This is a genomic window from Paenibacillus sp. DP01, assembly GCF_044784315.1.
Lineage (GTDB): Bacteria > Bacillota > Bacilli > Paenibacillales > Paenibacillaceae > Paenibacillus > Paenibacillus polymyxa.
Window position 1 is genome coordinate 388,917 of the sequence record NZ_CP173059.1, and the last position, 23,707, is coordinate 412,623.

Consider the following 23,707-nt stretch of genomic DNA (forward strand, 5'->3'; position numbering starts at 1 on the left):
GCGTGAAAACAGCTGTTCAGCAAGCCCGCGCCAATACGCGCAGTGGTGAAAAAACATTTCAATGGTTCGTGGCGATTCTCCTGACTGTGGGAGGTCTGTTGATGGTGCTGCCTTTTGCGTGGATGATTTTATCCTCCTTTAAGACAGAGGGCGAGGTAACCAAAATTCCTCCAACCATCTGGCCGGAGCATTTTACACTGGATAATTTTAAAATCCTATTCGATAGCATGGCGTTTGGAACCTACCTGACGAATACGCTGATCATTGTCCTAGCTTCCTTCTTCGGATTATTCCTTAACGCTATGGCGGGTTATGGTTTTGCCAAATTTCAGTTTAAGGGCAAAGGTTTCCTGTTCTATCTGGTGCTGGCAACCATGATGATTCCAGGTCAAGTGACGATGATTCCCGTCTATTTGATTCTAAACCAGATGGGGTTGACCAATTCCATGCTGGGGATTGTGCTTCCTGGATTGGTGGGCGCGTTCGCAATCTTCCTCTTCCGGCAGTTCATGTCCGATATCCCGGAAGAACTGCTGGAGGCGACACGACTTGATGGAGCAGGGGAGTTCCGCACTTTTTTACAAATCGTGCTGCCCATTTCGACGCCGATTATTGCGGTACAGGCGATCCTGACCTTCATCGGTGGATGGAACAGCTTCTTATGGCCGCTCATTATTGCGAACGATGAGAAGCTGTACACCTTGTCCGTAGGTTTATCACTGCTCAAGGGACAGAACGAAAGTCAATTTGCCCTGCAAATGGCGGGTTCGACCTTTATGGTCGTTCCGATTATGATTATCTTCATTATTTTCCAAAAGTATATTATCGAGAATTATACAATTTCGGGAATTAAGTAGGGGTATAGGGTGAAAGCAAGTTTAGTCACCAGAACGAGTAGCGGAGCTTCTCTTTAGGAGAGAAGCTCCGTTTTTTTGCTTTACATGGATATATTTATATATGAGTTAGACAATATTGATGGGATAATGTACGAATTTTTCGTTTTAGTCTGTAAATCCGGGTCGTTGTCGCCGTAACTGAAATATTATATTTTTCAGCGAGGAAGGAAACAGGCAGTTGTTGACAAAAGTAATCCTGATAGAGCGTATATTCAATGTTGGAAAGCTGCGTCAGTATGCTAACAATCACCGTATCCACATCTTCCAGCTTTTGATTCTCCCACTCCTCCTCTACCGAATTCGAAAAACCACATATTTTCTCACATTCAAGCGTAGTTTCATGCTTTCTTTGCGTATAGTAGCACCTAAATGATTTATATATGAGATTCCTAGCCGTAAGGTACAGCCATCCCTTAACATTGGGGTGATGCTTGAGCTTGACCAATTGCTGTCTTGCCGCTACAAAAGTATCTTGTGTACATTCTTCTGCCATAAATTTAAAACAAGATTGATTCTTGATTAAATGCATACAGAACCGATATACCTCACTCAGATACAGTTCACAAATTTTTTTGTAAAAGCATCTGGAACTACCTCTGCATTGATCCTCTTTGCAACAGTCAGTAACCATCATGGTCGGCATTTGTTCAAGCCCCCTTTGGACGGATAAAAAGATAAATGACTTTTACATGTTCCAATCGTATACATTAATACCAATTTTGAAGAATGACAAAAATCATATTTAATCTCGCAAATGTGGAATTACTAGAACAGTTAAGAGATATTTTAAGGTGATTTTGATTCCGATACGGAATTAGTTAATAGGGGGAGAGGGCGCACCAGCTGAAGGGGGAAAAGGATGAAGGATTCTGTAGTATACAAACACTTGGCAGCAACCTTTAAACCTCATTTGAAGACAGTCGTGATCATTGTGACATGTCTCATCGTATCAGCGGGCTTGAATATATTGTTGCCTTTGACAAGCAAGACTATTGTAGATCAAGGTCTCTTGAAAGGAGATATGCGGGCTGTAGTCCTGTACACTTCTGCTGCGTTCTTCATCGTTTGCTTGGACAAGCTGCTGAATGTGTGTAAAGAATTCTTTCGGGCAGGCTTAAGCGCACAGGTTACTTTTTCCTTATTTGAAAAGGCGTATCTGCATCTGACAAGAGTCCGAATGAGCTATTTTAAACGAACCAACGAAGCTGAACTGTTGAACCAGATTAGTACAGATGTAGGTAATGTTTCAAGGATCACAGATAGTGGAGTGTTTTTTACTATTATGCAGGCGTTCAGTATGATTGGTGGTTTATGTGGTCTGCTGCTTATTAGTTGGAAAATGACTGTAATTGTGCTGTGCTTTTTGCCTATCAAATATGTTGTAGTGAAGTATTTTGTGAAGCGCAGAAAAAGACTGGTGGGGGATTTGATTGAAGGCAGCAGTAATTTTGCCCAGTGGTTTGGGGAATCTGTCGGGGGTATGAAGGAGCAGCGGATGTTTGGTCTTATCCCTGGTAAGCATCAGCAATTCTCATCCAAACAGCGGCGAATTGTAGATTCGGAACGGAAACTGTCTCTTCTGGATGCTTGGAATATCGCTTCAGAATCGATTGTAATTCAACTTCTGATGATGCTTGTGTATGTTGTTGGAGCTGATCTTATTTTTCGTTTACAGCTCACTGTAGGTGGTATTTTTGCCTTTGTTACTTACAGTGCTTATGTTACCACTCCCATTTTCGCTATTTTAAACATTGGCTACATGCTGGCCGAAGTTGTTCCTTCTGCCGTGCGATACTATCAGTTTTTGGATTGGGCAGAGGAAGAGACATCTAATTCAGTCCCTGTTGCGTCTGTTCTCCCTGAGCCGCCTCCTGAGGACCACATTTCGTTTCATCATGTTTCTTTTTCATATACCAAGGATGAGCCGATCCTATCCGACGTGAACTTTAGGATTGCCCGGGGGGAAAAGATAGCTATCATAGGAGCAAACGGGGCAGGAAAGTCTACGCTCTTGGATTTGATGATGAGGTTCAGCCAGCCTGATCAGGGGATGATCACTTATGACGGCATGGACGTTCAAAGCTATGAAATAGATGAGTATCGAAGTCAGATAGCCTTGGTCAGCCAGCATTTATATTTATTTGATACTACTCTTTTTGAAAATATCCTCTTAGGCACAGAAGTCAGTAATGAAGCGATAGAGGGAATTATCGCGGAGGTTGGTCTGAAAGATTTGGTTCACAGCTTCGCAGATGACTTCCCAATAGGCTCGAATGGCTCCAAGCTGTCGGGAGGGCAAAGACAGAAAATAGCCATGGCCCGGGCATTGGTCAGAGAAGCGCCATTGTATATTCTCGATGAGGCGACTTCCCATTTGGATGTGGCAGGCAGGCTAAATGTCCAACAATTGTTGAAGACCCGATTGCGTGACAAGACCGTAATGATCGTTACCCATCACAGTGAGATATTAGCGCATGTCGATAGAGTTATTTTGTTGGAACGTGGCAAACCACTCCAAATCGGAACACATTCACATTTTATGACCTGTCATACGGAATACAGAGGATGGATATCAGAGAAAGAAGAGGTCCCCATAAAATGATGAAAAAAAACAAACGCTTTCATCGTGTGATTTAACACTATGTAAGGAATTAGTATGGGTGAACACCCGTTTTAATCATATTAAAAAATGAGAGGAGTAGTTTTACATGCGCAAGCTTGTGAAAAGAAGTACGAATGTAGGCGACACGATTGAGGCATTTGGCTGTGGTTGTTCCTGTTATTGTCCTTGCTCCTGTTATTGTGCTGGCAGTTTGACTCGAAGCTCCAATACATCGCGAGAAAGTGACGGTTCTTATCGCAGAGATAATGGAACGGGAATTGGTAATTATTAAGTTTATATTTGTATGGAGGAGCCTGGAAATTGCAGGCTCTTCTGTCCACATCAAAACAGAGTAGGTGTGAATCATGAACATGTGCCAACCTTTTATATACACGTTTCAGACGAGACTCCACCATTATGTATATGATGTAAATACCAATTTAATCTTACGGATTAAAGAGGAGGCTTATCATTTTCTGAATTCGCATTCCAGTTTCGACCTGGATGAGATGGATGCTACACCGGAGTTGCAGCAGTATATCCGTGACTTGTTGGATAACGGATTTTTATCTTCGCAGCGTCCACAGATTATGATGCATCCGAAGACGAAGCACTTGGAGCATATGCTTCAGCATCAGTTGAAGACCCTAACTTTGCAGGTCACTCAAAATTGCAATCTTAGATGCTCTTATTGCGTGTATTCAGGAGGATATGAGAATCGGGGTCATACCAGTCTGATGATGGATTTTGAGACAGCGCGCAAGTGTATAGATTTTGTCATTGATCGGTCAGTGGACAGTGACCGCTTGGACTTTGGTTTTTATGGGGGAGAACCGCTTATTAATTTCCCTTTGATCAAGCAATGTGTTGAATATATCAAGGAGCAGGTAGCATACAGAGATGTGGGTTTTCACTTAACGACCAATGGTACGCTGCTTAATGAAGAGATTTTGGACTTTTTGGATGAGCATCATTTTGTGCTGACGATCAGTCTGGACGGAGATCAGGAGAATCATGACAGAAACAGACGGTTTGCTGTTAACGGGCGGGGCTCGTTCGATACGATCATTGCCAATGTAGACAAAATTAAAAGGAATTACCCTGCTCTCTTTGAATGGATTAATTTTAATGTGGTGCTGGATACTCGCAATGATTTTGGTTGCATTAACGACTTTTATACGAACTATGAAACGTTCGAAAGTCTGTACAGTGTGAGGTCTTCCTACATTAATGATGCTTATGTGAAGGATGAAATCTTGTACAGGAATGAATTTATTGAGCAGAGGGGTTATGAGGTTTTTAAAATGATGCTCTCCAAGTTTGGAAGAGTAGATGAAAGCCATGTCTCCAAACTGATTAAAGACTATTATATTCAGATTTATTTCCGAATGTTTCATTATAGAAAGCCTTCGGCGGGGATGCCTATAGAAGCACATCATGGCGGACCCTGTGTGCCCGGTGTTCAACGCCTGTTTGCTGATGTACATGGAAACTTGTTTCCATGCGAACGGGTGAGTGAGCAGTCGGAGGTCGTGCAGATTGGAAAGGTGGACACTGGCTTTGAAATAGATAAAATCAGCCAAATTTTAAATGTAGGGACGGTTACGGAGGATGCATGTAAAGACTGCTGGAACTTCCGTTTTTGTACGCTATGTGTGGCTGTAGCAGATGATCTGCACACCTTGTCTAAAGAAAAGAAGCTGAGTCACTGCTCTGTAGTTAAGAATGATATCAGGCATACCTTACTTGATTTTTGCATGATGAATGAGCTGGGATATGATTTCTCTGAGGATACGATCCTTGATTTTGAAAAAGCATGAGGGGTGTCTCCATGACGAATAAATTAATCATTTTTCCATTTGATTATGAAACGATAGCTCTGGTTAGAAACTTGAACTTATTAGGAAGTTATGGGGAAGTTGTACTTATTTCTTTTCAAGGGTCGGGTATGATCGGGAAAGATGCCTGTGTGGTGGACAAGGGACAAGTAACAGGCCTTATCGTGAAGCCGGTGTCTTGCTTGGAACAGGAATTAGAGAGCTGTGATGACATTTTACTGGTACAATCTAACTTCAAGCTGGATGTAGCTGAGGTGTATCTCCCAGTGATCAAGAAGGCTGGACAACTTGGAAAAAAAGTTATGTTTAATTTCACTTTGCCAGACTCATGTATGGAACTCATTCAGCCCGGTGAGGAGCATGGCTACAAGCTGATTTTAAAAAATACATTTGATGTGCGCACGGAACATATTTCACCACCGGACCCGTCTTCCGCCATACATGATTTTTTTACACCGGTTTTGTTTGTAATAGGTCTGAACGAGCGAACCCATAAGCTTAATTTGCAGCTTAACATCCGGCAGAAGCTTGAAGCACAAGGATATCAGGTATCGCAAGTGACATCTAACGGATGCGGAGAGCTGATAGGTGCGCATTCTTTCCCGCAGTTTATGTTTGAGGGCGGGATGACCGAGACGCAAAAGATTATTATGTTTAATCGATATTTGAAAAAAATAGAGCAGAGTGAAAAGCCGGATTTGATACTCGTAGGTATCCCAGGCGGGATTGTTCCTTTTAATAACACATTCACGAATTATTTTGGAGTAACCTCATTTTTGGCATCCCGTGCAGTTAGACCCGATGGGCTGATCTGTTGTCTTCATTATGATGAATATAATCTAAAATACCTGGAGCATGTCAAACAATACATGGAAAATCGCTTTTCCTCTTCATTGCTGGGATACGCCTTGAGTAACAATGTATTCGATAGCTATTCTTCTTCCTCAGTGAATTTGCAATATGCTTCTGTTAATCCTCGTTTTGTGGAAGAGAAAAAACAAGAGTTTTCCAGTTATCCCGTGCCTATACTCAATCTGTCTAGCGATGAGGATATGGGCAAGCTGACGGAGGACATTTTACACTATTTTTCGGTCGATCATCATGTAGCTCAGTTCTAATGGAGGGAAGAATATGAACTTTACTCAGGATGTAACAGAAACACGAGCTAAGCTGGAAAATGTATTTGGGGAACTTTTTAACATCAAAGCGAGCGAGATCAATAAAGAGGCTACTTTATTAGGGCCAGAAATGAGGTTGTTTCCCCGAGATCTGGTATATCTATTATTTGAGGTGGAAAAAAGATTCGCCATCCAAATTCCGGAGGAGCGTATATTGGAAGGGGGGTTGCTTACATATAACAGCTTGTATGAGACGATAAAGGATTGCTTGGCAGTGGAAAAGGAATGAAGGATTTGTGAAAATGATGATAAAACATACAAAAACATACAAAAAAATCCGATATACCTCTAGAATCACTTATTAGAAGAGAATTGGAGGTTTTAGGATGAATGTATCTTTTACATCATCTCACCAATCGCCGTTCCGCACCGCAGATAACAACCGACTTGAACTACGGCATCCACTTTCCGCGCAGGCTGAAAGAAAGAGTATAGGCAAGCCGCAAAACAAGATTATTCAACAATTGACAGAGCAAAAGCAAAATTTAATGGAGAGGCGTTCGGACTATGTAAGTAATGCCCTCAAGCGTGGTCTCGGTCCAGAAGCTGTAAAGGCTGAAATGGAGGAGATCGATAAGCAGATTCAGCAAATTGATGAGAACATTCAAAAACAGTCACTGGAAGAACAAAAAAAGGCCTTAGGCATGGATGAGGACAGTAAAAAAGAGGCTCAGGAAGGTAAAAAGGAACAATATATACCCAAGACTGCTGAGGAACAGAGACAGAATCTGATCACCTATACCATGCATGGTATAGTATCTGCAAACAATGAGTTGAAGAATGCCAAAATAGCTAAAATGGCACAAATCACATTGGGAAGCGAGGCTAAGGGCTGGGAAAGCACTAACCCTGCAAAATCAGCGGCTTTGCGTGAGAAGGCAGAAGGGCTTGACGGAGAAATTATGGGAATCGCAGCGAGTATTAATGAGCGCATCAGTGAAGCCGCGAATAATGCACCGACGATGACTGAACGGGATGAGCCAAAGGATGAGAAGGAGGTAAGTCCAGAGGCCGGCAGAGTGTGGACTGAACAAGAAATCAATGCCTACCAGGATTCGGCTAAAAAAGAGGAGAAGGCTGCAGGTACGAACGTAAATATTGCAGTCTGATCCAGTTATTTTGCGTATAGTACACGAACTAGGAGGGTGCTTATAGACGAACGCTAACGTTCGTAGAGGCACCCTCCTCTTACTTAATGAAATGGAACAGAGCAGTGAGAACCATTTCGCGATCCGAAGGAGGAGGGGGAGAAACAATGAATGCCAAGATCCATGTAGCCATCATTGACGATGGGGTGAATGCTGACTTCCTGAACTCTCATTTATTATACGACGTCGAAATAGCGCATGGGGGCGCAGAAGATGGGCGTAGCTTAAATCACGGTACGCTGTGTGCTGCTATTGTACAAACGTATTTCCCGGATGCGATGATTAGCAGTGTGAAAATAATGAACGATAGAAAAGGAAATGCGGTGCAGCTTTGTGCCGCACTGGATTGGTGTGTAAAGCATGGGGTACAGGTAGCGAATATGAGCCTGGGAAGCATAAAGTATCGGGATCGAGAAATGCTGCGAGAAGCTGTAAATGATGCAGCTAGAGCAGGACTGATTATGGTATGTGCTGCACAAAACGGGGGGCTTCTTACTTATCCGGCTTCTTTTGCTAATGTGATTGGAGTACGCTGTGACCGAAGCGGCATACTTATGGTAGGGCAATATACATATGATGCTGAAAAAGCTTATTCAAGTGGTATTGAATTTACCGCTTTTGCCAGACATGAACTGGTAGATTCAACGGGAGGGATTGTGCGCTGCTCCAATTGCAATAGCTATGCCACTCCATTCGTTACGGCCCAGGTGTGTAAAGCTTTGCAGCAGTCCAAGCATGTTCCTTCTATAGAGAAGCTAAAATATATACTGTATGAGAATAGCTACCGTCCGATACAGGATACGGATTTACCTGTAATCCAATACAAACATCCAGATTGGATACGACGTGCACATGTGTTTAAGGGGGAGGGCGTAGTTGGCTCGGTAGCACCTTATTATTTTCAGACCCCATATGAAGCCCAAATTCCTCGCACAAAAGTAGCTGCATTCATCGAACAAGCGATCCTCCGGGAGCAGGAGCAGCAGCCGGATTCAGCCTTTAGGACGGGAAAATGGAGTGGGGATCTGACAGATACGATTGTCTTGCTGGGCACAATGGAACCAGAAGAGTTGCAGGAAGTGGAGCAATTGGCTGTGCATTATAGAAAACATGTCGTTTATATCTCTACAAGTCAACGCCACACTCCTGCCCCGCCCTTTTTATCTGACCATTTGCGCTGGTGGCAGCAAGAGGATCATTTCTTTATAAAGCAGGAGGAGACGATTGCGATAGAAGCTTCTCACATTCCGCTTATTTGCATGTATTATAGCAAGGAGTTTGATATCCTATATTTTTTGCATGTGCTGAGAGATTTCTTTGCCCGAGATGGATATCAAAGCTGGATCGTGGTAGACCAGCCTACCGCTATGCTGCATGATATGGAGTATTTGCCTCTTAAAGCTGCAATCCATGGATTACAGGCATTAATAATCGCTGCCGGGGCAATGGCTTATAGTGCGTATACGGATATTGCCATTTTCTGCGTAGAGGCTCAGCATATTTCAAATTGGAGCAAAGAGCAAGATGTATCAGTGGTTGATATTGAGCTTTCTGTGATATCTGTAGCAGAGGCTGACAGCATTCAAATCTCTATACAGACAGAGCAGCGATATTCGCAAGAATGGGTTTTTCCGGAGTTAAACGAGGGAGATATAGGTCGTTTTTATACAAGTTTAGAGCAGCTACTGGTAAACTGATATATAAAATACGTAACCAAATACTTATCGTTTAATATTATTTTATTAATATATATATTAAGTATTTAATAATAATATTGACTATGTTAATTATGGTGTGTTATATTGAAAGCGTTAATAAAATGGCTTGTTAGCTTTAGGTACAACAAATTTTATTTTCGCATTCAGAGAGGATGGTTTAGGTGGCAGCAGCTGTAAAAGCAAAGATGATCGTAGACAAGTCTTTTCGTATTGCTGAAGTCGATAAACGCATTTATGGTTCTTTTGTAGAGCACCTCGGGCGTGCTGTATATGGTGGTATTTATGAGCCTACTCATTCAACTAGTGATGAAAGCGGTTTCCGTAATGATGTTAAAGAACTGGTAAAAGAACTAGATGTTCCTATTATACGCTATCCGGGCGGTAATTTTGTATCCGGTTACAATTGGGAGGACGGCGTTGGCCCTGTCGCATCCAGACCTAGACAGTTAGAGCTGGCGTGGAGAACGGTCGAACCGAATGAAGTAGGGACGAATGAATTTTTTAAATGGGCCCAGGATGTTGGCTCCGAAGTAATGATGGCGGTAAATCTGGGTACGCGTGGTATTGATGCGGCGCGTAATCTGGTGGAATATTGCAACCATCCAGGGGGCTCCTATTGGAGTGATTTACGTCGTAGTCACGGTGTAGAGCAGCCACATAAGATTAAGACCTGGTGTCTTGGCAATGAAATGGACGGTCCATGGCAGATTGGTCACAAGACAGCAGAGGAATATGGTCGTCTGGCTGTAGAATCTGCAAAAGCTATGAGGCTGATTGACCCTGACATTGAACTTGTATCCTGTGGGAGTTCCAGTTCCACGATGCCGACGTTCCCGGAATGGGAGGCAACCACACTGGATCATACGTATGAGGTAGCTGACTATATTTCCCTGCACCAATACTACGGCAACCATGACAATGATACGGCTAATTATCTGGCACGTTCTATGGACATGGATCATTTTATTCGTACAGTAATTTCGACTTGTGATTATATCAAAGCGAAGAAACGCAGCAAGAAAAAAATGATGCTCAGCTTTGACGAATGGAATGTGTGGTACCACTCCAATGATGCGGACAAAAAAATTGATCCATGGTCTGTGGCACCACCGCAGCTTGAGGATATTTACAATTTTGAAGATGCATTGTTGGTCGGCAGCATGTTGATTACGTTCCTGCGTCACGCAGACCGTGTAAAAATGGCTTGTATGGCTCAACTGGTCAACGTTATTGCACCAATCATGACTGAAAATAACGGAAAAGCGTGGAAGCAAACGATCTTCTATCCGTATCTGCATGCCTCCCGTTATGGTCGTGGGATATCACTGATGCCTGTAGTGGACTCCGAAAAATACGACTCCAAAGACTTTACAGATATTCCTTACCTGGATAGCGCAGTAGTTTATGATGAAGAGGGAGATGCGCTGACGGTCTTTGCAGTGAACCGTCACTTGTCTGAATCGCTGGAGCTGACGGTAGATGTACGCAGTTTTGAGGGTTACCGCATTGTCGAGCATACTGTGCTGGAACATGATGATCTCAAAGCGACCAACAGCCCAGCTGGTGAAAAGGTTACACCTCATAACGGTGGCAATGCCAAGCTTGAAGACGGAATTGTAAAAGCCCATTTGGGTAAAGCCTCGTGGAACGTGATCCGTCTTGCAAAGTCTCATTAATTCTCATTAATTCTCTTTCTAAAAGGAACGCACTAGGCTATGCCTAATAAGTCCGCATTCTCTCTTGTAAGGCTACTACAAGAGCAGGAATGCGGGCTTTTTGTATAAAATGAGTCATTTGTCCCTCCATTGATCTAGTGCTCGAAAGGAAGAGATAAATTTAATAAATATTATGTTTATTCCTAAATTTAACTAGGCAAAGATGATCCTTATTCACTAAGTATTCGTGCTTCATTCATTTTTGTGAAGTTAATTAGACCCAGGTCCGACATTCCCGGGTGAAAAAAGACCCTGTTATACCGTTGTCAATGAATTGATATCTGAAACGAGGGTGTGTAATCCGACTTGAATCCACGTTATACTTTAAAAAGTGGCTATTTATTAAAAAAGATGGCTGTAGCATTTCGAGAAAGGAATGATCTCTATGAGTCAAACGGACGAATATCGTTTTCAAGTGAATTTGGGCGGCATGATTGATATTTTGGCCAATCATTTATATAGCAGTCCACGAGTGTTTATACGTGAAATACTGCAAAATGCAACAGATGCGATCACAGCTCGCAAGGAGCTGGGGAAGGCTGCTGCTGAAAGTAAACCAATGAAAGAAGACAATACTCTTGGAGATACAGCTTTTGAGAGTAACGACTATGAAGGCAAAGTCATCGTGGAGCTATCCGGTGCCGGGGACCAGCAGGTATTGATGATTCAGGATAATGGGATTGGATTGTCGGAAGAAGACATTCACCGGTTTCTGTCGATCATCGGGCAGTCTTCCAAGAAGGGAGCTGACTTGCTGACCTCGGAGACTTCATTTATCGGGCGTTTTGGGATTGGTTTACTGTCTTGTTTTATGGTGAGTGATGAGATTGTAGTACTGACCCGTTCGGTGAAGGAAGGCGTCTCTATGGAATGGAAAGGGAAGCCGGATGGGACATATACAATTCGTCGATTAGAGACTGAGCTGCCTACAGGGACGCAAATTTATTTGCGCTGCAAGCCAGGGAGCGAGTTTTATTATGAGCCAGCTCAGGTGAAAGATTCTTTATTTTATTATGGAGCCTTGCTTCCCTATCCTGTCCTGCTGTCTGTAGACGGGGAGACCAAGCAGGTCAATCTTCCATCGACAAGCTGGATGCAAGACCCGGAACAATTACGAAGCCGCCGCGGTGAGGTGCTGGATTTAGGCTATCGTCTGATGGGTGAGCGCTTCAGTGATTTTATACCGCTACGGACAGCATCGGGTAGAACAGGCGGGATTGCATTCATTTTGCCTCGCAGTGTTAATCTGAACAGCAAGCGGCAGCATCGGGTGTACCTGAAGCATATGCTCGTGTCTGACAAAGCGGAAAATGTATTGCCAGAATGGGCATTTTTCATTAAAAGCCTGATTTGGACAGATGAATTGCAACCAACGGCATCACGTGAATATTTTTATGAAAATGAGCAGCTTGATGCGGTTCGTTCTGAATTGGGGACCTGTATTCGCGAAGAACTGCTACGCATGGCGGAATATGAGCCAGACCGCTTGCAGCACTGGATTCGTTTGCATGAGCTGTCCATGAAGGCGCTCGCGGTTGAGGATGATGAGTTTCTGCGGATTATGCATCGCTGGTTTTCCTTCGAAAGTACATTTGGGCGGCGCGAGCTGAGTGAACTGATCCGAGAGGCGGGCGGACGTCCGCTCCATTACACGGCGACCGTGGATGAGTATCGCCAGATTACGCATGTGGCGGCAGCGCAATCGATGCTGGTGATCAATGGCGGATATATCTATGATGCAGAAATTTTGGATAAGCTGCACTGGATCGACGCTACCCTGCAAACAGAGCGACTCAGCCCTGAGGATGTATCTTTATCATTTACCGGACTGACGCAGGAAGAGCACACAAAGTATTACGGTGTGCTGCGTGTGATGGATGCTGCATTGCAGCCAATGCGTTGCCGTGCTGAGTTGAAGCGTTTTGAGCCTGCGAGCTTGCCTGTGCTTTACACCATTTCACAGGATGCACTAACCTTGCGCTCCATGGAACACACAGTTGAAGAGACAACTTCACTTTTTTCCAATGTGCTAGATAGTCTAAAAGCGGGAGTCCAGCAGAACGCGGGCTACTCGACCTTGTATTTTAATTTCAACAACCCGGTAGTGGCGCGAATTTTTGAAGCTACTGATACACAGATGATTACGGCTGCCACAGAAATGATGTATGTGAATGCACTTATGATGGGTCACTATCCGATGAACCGCAGTGAGCTGGAGCTGATGAACCGGAGTGTGCTGCATTTTATCAATTGGGGATTAGGGAACGGACAGAATACGTAATTGCGTAATAAAGGAGGATTCAAATGGAAGAGACGATATATGAATTGATGGAGCAGGCGCAGGATATGCCCGGAGGGGCGGCGAAGCTGGCGATTCTGGAAGAGGCTGTTCGCTTGGCGGATACTTCAGGTTTGAAGGAGCTCGCTTATGAAATTCGGGGAGAGATTGTAGACTGTGCTATTTTTAACGGATATCCATTGAAATCACTGATTGCTTTTTCATGGCAGCTGGGTCAATTTGACCAAAATCCAGAGGAGTACGACCCCGTTGAGCTGTTGTGGAACTACAAATGGATACTCGGGAAGGTGTGCAGCTTTTCCAATATATCGAAGACTCAAATCGAAGATTTGGTGGAGGATATGCGCAGACGTTATGCCGAATACGGGTATAATGAGCGTCCATATTACTATTATAAGTTCCGCATCGCGATGGACATGGGGGAACTGGATGAAGCACGGCGGTATCTGGATATGTTCCGCGTGATTGAGCCAGACAGTATGAGCGATTGTGAAGCCTGTGAGCAGAGCCAGATGGTGCGGTTCTATTACTTGACCGGAGAAGACGAGCAGGCGCTTGCCGTGGCAAAACCGATTTTATCGGGACGGATGAGATGTGCAGAAGTACCGCATGTGACGCTCTCGCAGGTGCTATTGCCGCTGTATCGTCAAGGCGAGGTTGATCAGGCGAAGGAGCAGTATCGCAAAGGCTATCGCCTGGTTCGTGATGACCGAGACTTCCTGAAAACGATCGCAGAGCATATTGAGTATTTGACAGTTGCAAATCCGATTGAAGGCATCGGAGTGGTGGAACGTCATTTGCACATCGCACTGGACTATGAGAGCGGATTGGAGCAAATGTATTTTTACGCAGCGATGGTGGGGTTGCTGCAAAAGCTGGATACTTCGAGCAAACTTCGTTTGATTCGGATGCCTGCGTCTTTTGAATGGGGCAAACAGGAACGTACATTAGAAGAGATCATCGCATATTTTAAACCTCTGGCAGAGTCAGCAGCAGCCGAATTTGATCGACGGAATGGGAATACATTTTATTCGGATTGGATCGGGAAGATTGTTCAACCAGCGTAGAAGAACAGGCATCTGGGATGAATATTTTATACAGCCCAAACAATGAACGAGTACAATGTTCTTGTTTGAAATGACAGGAGGGATTAGATCGTGACTATGACCCAGAAGGTGATTAATTTTGCACATCGCGGAGCTTCAGGGGTATGTCCTGAAAATACGATGGTGGCTTTCCGCCATGCGTTAGAACTGGGAGCAACGGGTATTGAAACGGATGTGCAGCGTACCCAAGATGGGCATTTGGTGCTAATTCACGATGAGTCGCTGGAGCGCACGACAGGCTGTCCACTAGATGTAAGAGATATCACGCTGGAAGAATTAAATAAACTGGACGCAGGCAGTTGGTTTGATGAGAAATTCCGAGGCGAGCGGGTACCGATGCTGGATGAGTTATTGGAACTGGCCCAGTCCTCGGATACCATTATTAATCTGGAATTGAAAAATAGCGTTCATCTCTATCCAGGGATGGAGGAAGAGGTTATTGCCGCTGTGAAGCGTTTCGGATTGGAAGAGCGGGTGATCTTATCCAGCTTCAATCACGAATCGCTCGCGCTCTGTGCGCAGATAGCCCCTGAGATCAAGACGGGAGCGCTATATATTGAAATTATGGTTCGCCCATCGGAATATGCAACCCAATTCGGGGTTACAGCACTTCATGCCTATAAGCAAGTGGTTACACCAGAAGCTGTGTCTGAGGCCTTGGCATTAGGTGTCGTCTACCACCCATGGACGGTGAATGAGCCGGAAGAAATGGAACGTCTGCTGGAGGCTGGAGTGAACGGCATCATTACAGACTACCCAGATCGATTGGCGCACATTCTAGCTGTCCACTCTTCTTAAGAGGAAGGCGCAGCAAAACTACACTACTACTAGAGATTGTACGGAAATAGTAGTAGAAATGTATTGAATGAAAAAAGACTCTCCTACGTACTCGCTTTCACGAGACAAGGAGAGTCTTTTTTTGCTTGAGCCGAAGAGAATATGATCACGACAATTTTGATCCCGTTCTATTTGATGCCAAGTCTCATACGATAGCTGAACAGGATATCCAGTGTTCTGCCTTCAAAATGATTCTCTACCAGCTTCACGAAGCGAGCTATATCGTCATCAAGTGTTCGATTGCCAAGTTTGAAAAGACTCTGAATCCCCCCTTGGCTAAGAGCGAGCCCAGTATAACGAGCAGCGTCACATTGCTCACGATTGTGGAAGACAATCTCCCGAGTATAGCGAAATTGTCCGCTGCGGTGCAGATTAGCTAGATGCTGATCTTTACTCCATTTATGAGCTCGTTGCTCTACTGGCGCTTCCTGTTCCAAAGTGGCATCTGCTTTGGTGATAAGCTCTGTATAAGCTTGCTCTATCTGCCATTGCAGCACTGGAGGCCAGTCACAGTCAAAGGCCGCAAACACACCGCCTTGAGCCAAGACCCTGCCTGCTTCCTGAAGCGTGCTCTCGGGGTCCATCCAGTGAAAGGATTGAGAGCAGGTAATGACGTCTACAGTGCTGTCCTCAAAGGGCAGGTTGTTGGAGAACCCGCTCTCGAAGGAAATAGCTCCTGCCATTGTCGTTCCTGCTCTCTCCAGCTTGCGCTGCGCTATTCCTCTCATGTCCGGGTTAGGCTCGATGCCGACGATTCGCTGAGCGCTGTCTTTCCATATGAAAGTTGAAAGTCCGGTACCGCAGCCAATATCGGCAACTAGCTCTACGTTCCGATCCAGATAGCGGCTGATGATTTCCACCACGAGTGATGGCGCTTCTGGACGGTGCTGATCGTAGTTGTCGGCAAAGCCATTGAAACGATCCACATTACTTTGCAGATTTCCCTCAGGAATCATAGGGTCTTTTCCTCCTTAGCTTCGGCCGGGCGACCGAACAAATTCCGATGTTCTGTACTCTTACATTGTACAAGTTTATGTGCTTAACCAGCTACTTTTGTGTTTTCACAACATCATCGGATTTCGGTGGAGGAAAGTCTCCTATTTTATCATTGAAGCAAGCGCCCACTCACGCATCATAGAGTCAAGCATTGGACGTAAATCTTCGCGCTGCATGCCCATGTGGAGCACCGCTTCCAGATAGCCGGCTTTATCACCAATATCATAGCGTGTGCCCTCCAGCTCCAATGCGAGCAGTTGGTTCTGCAATGCTACTTGATGCAGAGCATCTGTCAATTGGTATTCACCGCCCGCTCCAGTCGACATGTTCTCTAATATGGAGAAAATAGAAGGCTCCAATACATAGCGACCAATGACGGCCTGTCGCGAAGGAGCATCTGCTGGAGCGGGTTTTTCAACAAGCCCGCCGACTTCATGAATAAGACCATTCTGGCGGATAGAGTCAATAATGCCGTATTTACTTACATCCTGTTCTTCCACTGTACGCACGCCGACCACTTGCTTGCCAGTGGCTTCGTATACATCCATCATTTGACGAATCGCCGGAGTGGAGGAATTCATAATATCATCGCCCAGTAACACGGCGAAGGGCTCATCGCCAATGAACTGACGGGCGCAGCGTACCGCGTGCCCCAACCCTAGGGGTTCTTTTTGACGGATATAATGAATGACTGCTTTGCCCCCGATGCTTTGTACTTCACGCAGGAGATCATATTTACCCTTGCTCTCCAGTACTTGCTCCAGCTCTACGGACTTGTCAAAATGGTCTTCGATGGCTTTTTTATTACGCCCCGTAACGATAATGATGCTCTCAATTCCGGATTTGATGGCTTCTTCTACGATATATTGAATCGCTGGTTTGTCTACGATGGGAAGCATTTCTTTTGGCAAAGCTTTCGTAGCTGGCAAGAAACGGGTACCTAAACCGGCGGCAGGAATAACGGCTTTTGTAATTTTTCTCATAGGGACTCACTTTCCTTTCAGGATGGGGAACCGAACACCCAGTATCGGCTCCCGATATAATTGATGATCATTCCGGCTGCAGTGGCGATCAGCTTGCCTAAAGCAAGCGGCAGCTCGGTTTTAGTGTGAAGCACTTGGAGTAATAAGGAGGTTATCCCCAATACGATGAGGTTGATGACGATAAATCTGAGTAACTGACCTTTGCTTGTGTTGTTTGCTTGTTGTTTGCTGAATGTCCATTTGCTGTTCAAAATATAACTGTTGGCTGTGCCGCAGCTGTACGAAATGATCTGCGCCACCACGACCGGCACTCCAGTCCAAGCCAGCAGCATGAAAATGATATAATCTACACCCGTATTCACCAGACCTACGATGCCAAATCGGATCATAGGAAGCAGCTGGGCCATGTGACTTTTCATGGGTTAGGCTCCATGGCCGGATTTGGGTTCAGTATATACCGCGCTGTTGCCGCGTACTGTACGTGCACCCGAAATCAGACTGTCACGGGCTCCTTGCATGTACAGGGAGTCGCGTTGTTCAGGAACCTTCATAGCATGCGTCGGACCGTTATCGTATTGTCCACCCAGACGCTCACGGACAATGTAGAGTGGACGCGCTTTGGTTTCGTCATAAATCCGTCCAATATATTCACCCATAATACCGAGGATAATCAGAATCACCCCGTCGAAGATCAGGCTGATGCTAATCATGGATGACCAGCCTTTCATCACATAGGAATCGGTGAAAAGGTTAAGAAACAATACATACATCAGATACAGGAAGCCGGACATGGATAGAAGTGCGCCGATATACCCTGCCAGCTTGAGCGGCTTAATCGAAAAGGATGTGATCCCGTCGAGACTGAGCTTGATCATGCGTTTTAGCGGATACTTGGTTTCGCCTGCGAGCCGCTCATCGCGCTCATATTCAACAGCGGTTTGTTTAAAACCGATCCAACTGACCAGGCCGCGTACGAATCGGTTATTTTCCGGCAGTCGTTTCAATTCATCTATGACCTTGCGATCCATTAGGCGGAAGTCCCCGGTGTCAACCGGGATATTAATATCCGTTGATGCTTTAAGAACGCGGTAGAAGAGGCTGGCAGACCATTTCTTGAAGCGAGTTTCGCCATTGCGTTTGAGCCGTTTGGCGTAGACGACTTCATAGCCTTCCTTCCACTTGTTAGCCATCTCAACGATCAGTTCCGGCGGGTCCTGGAGGTCGGCGTCAATGACGACGACCGCCTCTCCCACCGCATAATCCATCCCGGCGGTAATAGCTAGCTGATGACCAAAGTTGCGAGAGAAATCAATCAATACAATCGTATCATCTCTGAGACTGAATTCCTTAATAAGCTGGACGCTGCGGTCCGAACTTCCATCATTGACGAAGATTAGCTCGTAGGGCTCTCCCATTGAGCCCATGACTTGTTTCAGCCTCCGATAGGTTTCCGTAATAACGGCTTCCTCGTTGTACATTGGAATAACTATGGAATAACGGATGGGTTCACTCATTCGTAGTTCCTCCTCATTTATAATGTGATTTCGTATAAAGTACCGCTTCCGCCACGCTCGTCTCCGCCAGGTCCACCTTGGCCATTCTGAGCGCTCGCATTGCTGTTTGTGGTGTCGTTTCCGCTGTCGGTTGCTTTCGCTGCTGTACTTGTTTCCCCTGTTGTTGTTTTCCATTCATCTGTAGGGATTACTTTGCCGTGTTCCTTGATCCATGCAGTGACTTCGGAGTTGCCGCCATCCGGTCCACCGCCGCCACCAGAAATCATAAAGTATTTCACTTGCCCACTTTCAACCAGCGCCTTGATTTTATCGACGGTATAGACCGGATCGGAAGACACAAAACCGTTCATAATAATTACCTTTTGTCCGGCTTCGATCAGGTAAGGAGCGGCTGTTGAATAATTACTTGCTGCGAAAAGATAGGTTTCACCTGTGTTGTTTTTTTGCAAGTAGCTCAACGTTTTTTGATCTAAACTTTGACTGCCGTTCGGGCCTCCCATTCCTCTGGAGCGGGTAGAAGATCTCTGTTCCGTGTCAGTACTTGTTTGTGTGCTTGAAGTATTTCCGTCAGAGCTGGAATTGTCTGCATTATTGTTCTGGTTATTCGCTTGTATTCCTTCAGCTTGTTGTCCATTGAAACCTGAACCTCTGTTGCCGTCGTTGCGGCCTGTCATTCCGCCACCGCCGCCGCCAAATTGAGTCGGTCCAGCTTGTGGAATCATGCTGTTCCCCCCGTAGACGATTGGTGTCAATGCCCAGTACACAGGGCCGATAAACATAGCAAGTACACTTGCGATAATGGCATATCTTGTGAACTTCTCAGATTTCATTCGTGCTACCACCAGGAGTGCTGTGCCGATGATCCCTAGGATCAATACCGCGATGGACCAGCCGCTACCGATGGTGTCGTTGTAATTTTGTAGAATGAACCAGCTAAATACCGATGTTGCCAATACTGCCACGGGTAACAGCCAGGAGAGCCAGTTGGAACGCTCACGATACTGCTGCCACAATTCTACGAACCCTGCTCCAAAGAGCGCTGCAATCGGTGGTGCAAGCATAATCAGGTAATAATGATGGAAGAAACCTGCTACGCTGAAAAATGCAGCTACGGGAATCAACCAGGCGAGCCAGAAGATAACCTCTTTATATTTCTGTGTGATATTACGGCGTCGAATACCGGCAAGCAAGCCGATAGAAGCAATGATTACGAACGGAAGTAGCCAGCTGGCTTGGCCTGATAGGGAAGATTGGAACAACCGCAATGGCCCCTTTTCACCAGTACCGAACATGCCGCCACCGGAATTTCCACCCGGGCCACCACCAGGACCACCCTGTCCGTCTCCACCAGGAGCGCCTTGTCCGTTCCCACCGAATCCGCCCGGTGGCATTTGACCACCTGCACCAGGTCCGCCTGCTGTCATGTTGTTGGCACCAGAATCATCTGTAGTGGTAGTGCTGTCGGATGATGGAGTTGTCTGGATCTGATCCGTGTTCGTATTGTTGCTATTGGTTGCAGCGTTGTTGTTCTGCTCTGAGCGTTGACCGCCACGATTTCCACCTGTTCCCTGATCTCCTGTCAGGCGGGACAGGCCGTTATAACCGAAGGCCAAATTCAGTACAGAGTTGGTGCCGCTACTCCCCATATAAGGACGTTCATCTGCTGGAGTGGAGTCCACTATGACTGCCCAAGAGAGCGATACAATCAAGAGGACTACTGCCGAGCCTGCCAACGTAATTGCTTTACGTTTCCAGTTAAACTTGGAAGCCAGCAGATAGAACAGGCCCAACGCCGGAACGATCATATAGGCTTGCAACATTTTTTCGTTAAAGGCGATGCCGACGACTGCAAAAGCAGCCAGGATCAACCCAGTTTTGCTATTTTTAAGGCCTCTGAACAATAGCCAGGTTGCGAGCAATAATGTGAAGACCAACATAGCGTCAATGTTATTCGTGCGGCTAACCGCTACGGCTATCGGTGTTGTTGCCATGGCGAAGGCAGCCAGGCGTGCGGCCAGTGTACCAAAGCTCGGTTTGACGAGTAAGTAGATGAGCAAGACCGATCCGACCTGAGCCAGCGCCTGTGGCAGGATTACGCTCCATCCGTGAAGTCCGAATATATAGGCGCTCAACGTCTGAATCCAGAACACCACTGGCGGTTTGTCTACCGTTACCGATCCTGCAGAATCAAGTGAGGCGAAAAAGAAATTATGAAAGCTCTGCAGCATGCTTGCTACTGCCGTCGTGTAGTAGGTGTTTACGTATTTGTCTTGCCAGATGTTGTATCCGTTCAAAAATGCGGATATCAGCATAATGATGATCAGGGGGATGTCCGCCCTGGTCTTGAACCATTTCTTAATCATGTTCATTCCACTCCCTGTGAAAATTCTTTGTTTTTATTCCGTTGTTCTAGCCGCTATCTTCAGGACTGCGGAATGACCAGTCGCTTCCGATCTTGGCCCGGTGAACTACCGGCTTGCTATTATCATGCCATACGTACCTTAATGAGTTCTGAGCGCTCCCTGAACGTTAGCTGAAAGCTGAGATGAGGTGCTTTTTTTACGGCAGGATTCAGGTATATTAGATACAGGTAAGAAATGAACCGACTTTTAATGTGAGAAAAATGCGCCAATATGAAAGGGAAGATTAATGATGAATCCAATACACGGAGTTAAGATTATGCTGGCGGACGATGAGCCTCATATTTTGCAATTTTTAGAGCTTGGACTGATTAATGAAGGGTATGAAGTCAGAACCGCCGAGAACGGGAGTGCAGCGCTCGATCTGGCTAGAGAGTTTCGTCCGCATGTAGCGGTGCTGGATGTTATGATGCCTGAAATGAACGGTTTTGAGGTATGCCAAAGTCTTAAGGAGACAGAGGATAACATCGCAGTTATTATGCTGACAGCCAAGGATGATGTGGACGATCGGGTAAAAGGGCTCAAGCTCGGCGCGGATGATTATATCGTAAAGCCCTTCAGTTTTAATGAACTGCTGGCTCGCATCGAAGCGCGTTTGCGAAATCAGTTCCCAGACCTGTTGGGGGAAGTGGTTCACGGACCCTTTCAAGTGGATGACCGACGGAAGGAGATTCGCTATCAGAACCAGGTGCTGGAGTTATCGCCTACCGAATACGAACTATTGAAGTTTCTGGTGTTGAACCACGGAATTGTGCTGAGTAAAAGTCGTATTTTGGACCGAGTCTGGGGGTATGATTTTGGGGGCGAGGATAATATTGTGGAAGTGTATATTCGCTCCTTGCGTGAAAAACTCAAAGATAAGGAGCATCGGGTCATTCGGACGCTGCGTGGTGTTGGGTACCGAGTGGATTTGTTATGAAGGCGGGAGGGAAAAGTCGGAGAAAATATGCGCTTCGTTCTCTCCGGTCCCAGCTTTTGGCCAGAACCTTACTCATTTTGGCTTTATTGCTCGTATTGATCGGTTTTCTCCAATACTTTTTAATGAAAGATTTTTTGTATCGCAGTCGGGCGGAAGCTATGGATACACAGCTGAATTCAATACCTGCCGACTTATTGATTAAGGATTCGCAGGAAAAGAGCGGGGCTGGGGTCACTGTTCCTCAAGATGAGACCAATCGGAGAAGTAATCGACCGGGACCATTTCTGTTTTGGCCGGATATGTCGCTTGCTTCTATAGGTATAGACGGCACCTTCCAGAGCTTGTCCAATGAAAATGGACTTAAACCGCCGCGCCTCACCACTCAGCAGTATCGAGCAATGCAGCAGAGCAAGCGCATGCGTCACGGCTATCAATTAATTACGGATGCTCAGGGAAAAGAACAGCTGGTTGTGTTTCGCCCACTCGGACCACCAGACCGTTCGTCAGGGTTACTTCAAATGGGCGTATCCACGAATTCTATGCAGGCGCAGTTGATCAATCAACTCCGCACCTTTATTTTATTGTCCCTGATTGCACTTGCGATTGGTTTAGCACTTATGCTTCCTGTGCTTCGCCGCACATTGGTTCCTCTTTCCAGAATGGTCGAGGCAGTCAAACGTATTGATGCGGGCAATTTGGACGAGCGCTTTGACGCAGAGCAGGGTCAGTATGAGGTAGATCGCTTGGCAGTTTCATTTAATGGAATGCTGGAGCGGTTGGAGCATTCTTTTGCTGCCGAGCGGGAATTGCAGATGCAAATGCGACGATTTATTGCGGATGCCTCCCATGAACTGCGTACCCCGCTCACATCCATTCACGGTTTCTTGGAAGTGCTGCTTCGTGGAGCAGCCTCCAATCCAAAGCAGCTCCAATCAGCACTAGAGAGTATGTATGGTGAATCCAAGCGGATGAATAAGCTTGTCTCTGATTTGCTATTGTTGGCTAAGCTGGATCGAACACCGGAGTTGAAGCTGGAAGACATATCACTAGATGCATTGCTGCTGGAAATGAAACCGCAGCTCCTTATGCTGGCAGGCACACGTAAGGTAGTTTTTGATATGACAGCAGGTGTACGGGTATTGGCAGAAGGCGATAAGATCAAACAAGTCGTGCTTAACCTGTTTCACAATGCTGTTCAACATACCGATATGGAGAAGGGCGTGATCCATGTCAACCTATCGGCTGGTAAGAAACTGGCAGATATTCAAATTCGTGATAATGGACCCGGCATGGAGAAGGAACAGCTGGAGCGGATATTTGAGCGATTTTATCGTGGAGATGAATCGCGTACACGCAGCTCAGGCGGAGCGGGCCTTGGTCTGGCTATTACACAATCGATCGTGGAAGCTCACGGTGGGAGCATTACAGCTGAAAGCACACTGGGAACGGGGAGTATATTTAAAGTAACGTTGCCTTTAGCAGGAACAGTATAGTATCGCAGATTATGGTCTAACATAAGAATAGCCCCCCAAACCGCG

The 23,707-nt window shown here is 45.7% G+C and carries 20 protein-coding genes; 14 read left to right on the top strand and 6 right to left on the bottom strand.

The window, feature by feature from the left end:
- Nucleotides 1–2: 2 nt before the first annotated feature.
- Nucleotides 3–857: a carbohydrate ABC transporter permease gene (locus ACH59B_RS01665; protein WP_013368987.1), complete on the top strand. Its 855-nt coding sequence runs from the start codon at nt 3–5 to the stop codon at nt 855–857.
- 94 nt (nt 858–951) lie between these two features.
- Here the strand turns inward: ACH59B_RS01665 and ACH59B_RS01670 are convergent, their stop codons facing one another.
- Complete coding sequence (locus ACH59B_RS01670) at nt 952–1,539, bottom strand: RNA polymerase sigma factor (RefSeq protein ID WP_045244963.1); 588 nt, start codon at nt 1,537–1,539, stop codon at nt 952–954.
- A 216-nt stretch (nt 1,540–1,755) separates the two neighbouring features.
- On the opposite strand from ACH59B_RS01670, the gene ACH59B_RS01675 reads away from it, so the two are divergent.
- From ACH59B_RS01675 to ACH59B_RS01725, 11 genes are all read left to right on the top strand, one after another.
- Nucleotides 1,756–3,498 (top strand): ABC transporter ATP-binding protein, encoded by a 1,743-nt coding sequence (locus tag ACH59B_RS01675; RefSeq protein ID WP_019685871.1) that lies wholly within the window; start codon nt 1,756–1,758, stop codon nt 3,496–3,498.
- Nucleotides 3,499–3,604: 106 nt separating this feature from the next.
- Entirely contained in the window at nt 3,605–3,790 is a 186-nt protein-coding gene (locus ACH59B_RS01680) for a CLI_3235 family bacteriocin precursor (RefSeq protein WP_080561119.1), read from the top strand.
- A gap of 73 nt (nt 3,791–3,863) precedes the next feature.
- Nucleotides 3,864–5,318, top strand: a complete 1,455-nt coding sequence (gene ccpM / locus ACH59B_RS01685; protein ID WP_029514785.1) for a Cys-rich peptide radical SAM maturase CcpM — start codon at nt 3,864–3,866, stop codon at nt 5,316–5,318.
- Between the two features lie 11 nt (nt 5,319–5,329).
- Complete coding sequence (locus ACH59B_RS01690) at nt 5,330–6,454, top strand: TIGR04066 family peptide maturation system protein (protein ID WP_019685873.1); 1,125 nt, start codon at nt 5,330–5,332, stop codon at nt 6,452–6,454.
- Between the two features lie 13 nt (nt 6,455–6,467).
- A complete protein-coding gene (locus ACH59B_RS01695; protein WP_019685874.1) occupies nt 6,468–6,743 on the top strand; it encodes a peptide maturation system acyl carrier-related protein in 276 nt (91 codons plus the stop codon).
- A 97-nt stretch (nt 6,744–6,840) separates the two neighbouring features.
- Entirely contained in the window at nt 6,841–7,623 is a 783-nt protein-coding gene (locus ACH59B_RS01700; RefSeq protein ID WP_019685875.1) for a hypothetical protein, read from the top strand.
- A gap of 146 nt (nt 7,624–7,769) precedes the next feature.
- On the top strand, nt 7,770–9,359 hold the full coding sequence (locus ACH59B_RS01705) for a S8 family serine peptidase (protein WP_019685876.1): 1,590 nt from the start codon (nt 7,770–7,772) through the stop codon (nt 9,357–9,359).
- 182 nt (nt 9,360–9,541) lie between these two features.
- On the top strand, nt 9,542–11,056 hold the full coding sequence (locus ACH59B_RS01710) for an alpha-N-arabinofuranosidase (RefSeq protein WP_016820228.1): 1,515 nt from the start codon (nt 9,542–9,544) through the stop codon (nt 11,054–11,056).
- 424 nt (nt 11,057–11,480) lie between these two features.
- A complete protein-coding gene (locus ACH59B_RS01715) occupies nt 11,481–13,376 on the top strand; it encodes an HSP90 family protein (RefSeq protein ID WP_019685878.1) in 1,896 nt (631 codons plus the stop codon).
- 23 nt (nt 13,377–13,399) lie between these two features.
- Nucleotides 13,400–14,461: a hypothetical protein gene (locus ACH59B_RS01720; protein WP_045244965.1), complete on the top strand. Its 1,062-nt coding sequence runs from the start codon at nt 13,400–13,402 to the stop codon at nt 14,459–14,461.
- Nucleotides 14,462–14,551: 90 nt separating this feature from the next.
- Nucleotides 14,552–15,298 carry a glycerophosphodiester phosphodiesterase gene (locus ACH59B_RS01725; RefSeq protein WP_045244966.1) on the top strand — a complete coding sequence of 249 codons (747 nt, stop codon included), beginning with the start codon at nt 14,552–14,554 and terminating at the stop codon, nt 15,296–15,298.
- A gap of 167 nt (nt 15,299–15,465) precedes the next feature.
- Here the strand turns inward: ACH59B_RS01725 and ACH59B_RS01730 are convergent, their stop codons facing one another.
- The 5 genes from ACH59B_RS01730 to ACH59B_RS01750 form a co-directional block, all read right to left on the bottom strand.
- Nucleotides 15,466–16,293, bottom strand: a complete 828-nt coding sequence (locus ACH59B_RS01730; protein WP_016820232.1) for a class I SAM-dependent methyltransferase — start codon at nt 16,291–16,293, stop codon at nt 15,466–15,468.
- A gap of 141 nt (nt 16,294–16,434) precedes the next feature.
- Entirely contained in the window at nt 16,435–17,316 is an 882-nt protein-coding gene (gene galU, locus ACH59B_RS01735; protein WP_017425700.1) for a UTP--glucose-1-phosphate uridylyltransferase GalU, read from the bottom strand.
- Between the two features lie 17 nt (nt 17,317–17,333).
- On the bottom strand, nt 17,334–17,735 hold the full coding sequence (locus tag ACH59B_RS01740) for a GtrA family protein (RefSeq protein WP_019685881.1): 402 nt from the start codon (nt 17,733–17,735) through the stop codon (nt 17,334–17,336).
- A gap of 3 nt (nt 17,736–17,738) precedes the next feature.
- Complete coding sequence (locus tag ACH59B_RS01745) at nt 17,739–18,830, bottom strand: glycosyltransferase family 2 protein (protein ID WP_016820235.1); 1,092 nt, start codon at nt 18,828–18,830, stop codon at nt 17,739–17,741.
- A 17-nt stretch (nt 18,831–18,847) separates the two neighbouring features.
- Nucleotides 18,848–21,193 carry a glycosyltransferase family 39 protein gene (locus tag ACH59B_RS01750; protein WP_404303200.1) on the bottom strand — a complete coding sequence of 782 codons (2,346 nt, stop codon included), beginning with the start codon at nt 21,191–21,193 and terminating at the stop codon, nt 18,848–18,850.
- A 289-nt stretch (nt 21,194–21,482) separates the two neighbouring features.
- Between ACH59B_RS01750 and ACH59B_RS01755 the strand changes: the two genes are divergently transcribed.
- Together ACH59B_RS01755 and ACH59B_RS01760 are read left to right on the top strand one after the other, a co-directional pair.
- A complete protein-coding gene (locus tag ACH59B_RS01755) occupies nt 21,483–22,169 on the top strand; it encodes a response regulator transcription factor (RefSeq protein WP_016820237.1) in 687 nt (228 codons plus the stop codon).
- Nucleotides 22,166–23,662 (top strand): cell wall metabolism sensor histidine kinase WalK, encoded by a 1,497-nt coding sequence (locus tag ACH59B_RS01760; RefSeq protein ID WP_019685883.1) that lies wholly within the window; start codon nt 22,166–22,168, stop codon nt 23,660–23,662. The genes ACH59B_RS01755 and ACH59B_RS01760 overlap by 4 nt, the downstream gene beginning before the upstream one ends.
- The last annotated feature ends 45 nt before the right edge of the window (nt 23,663–23,707 follow it).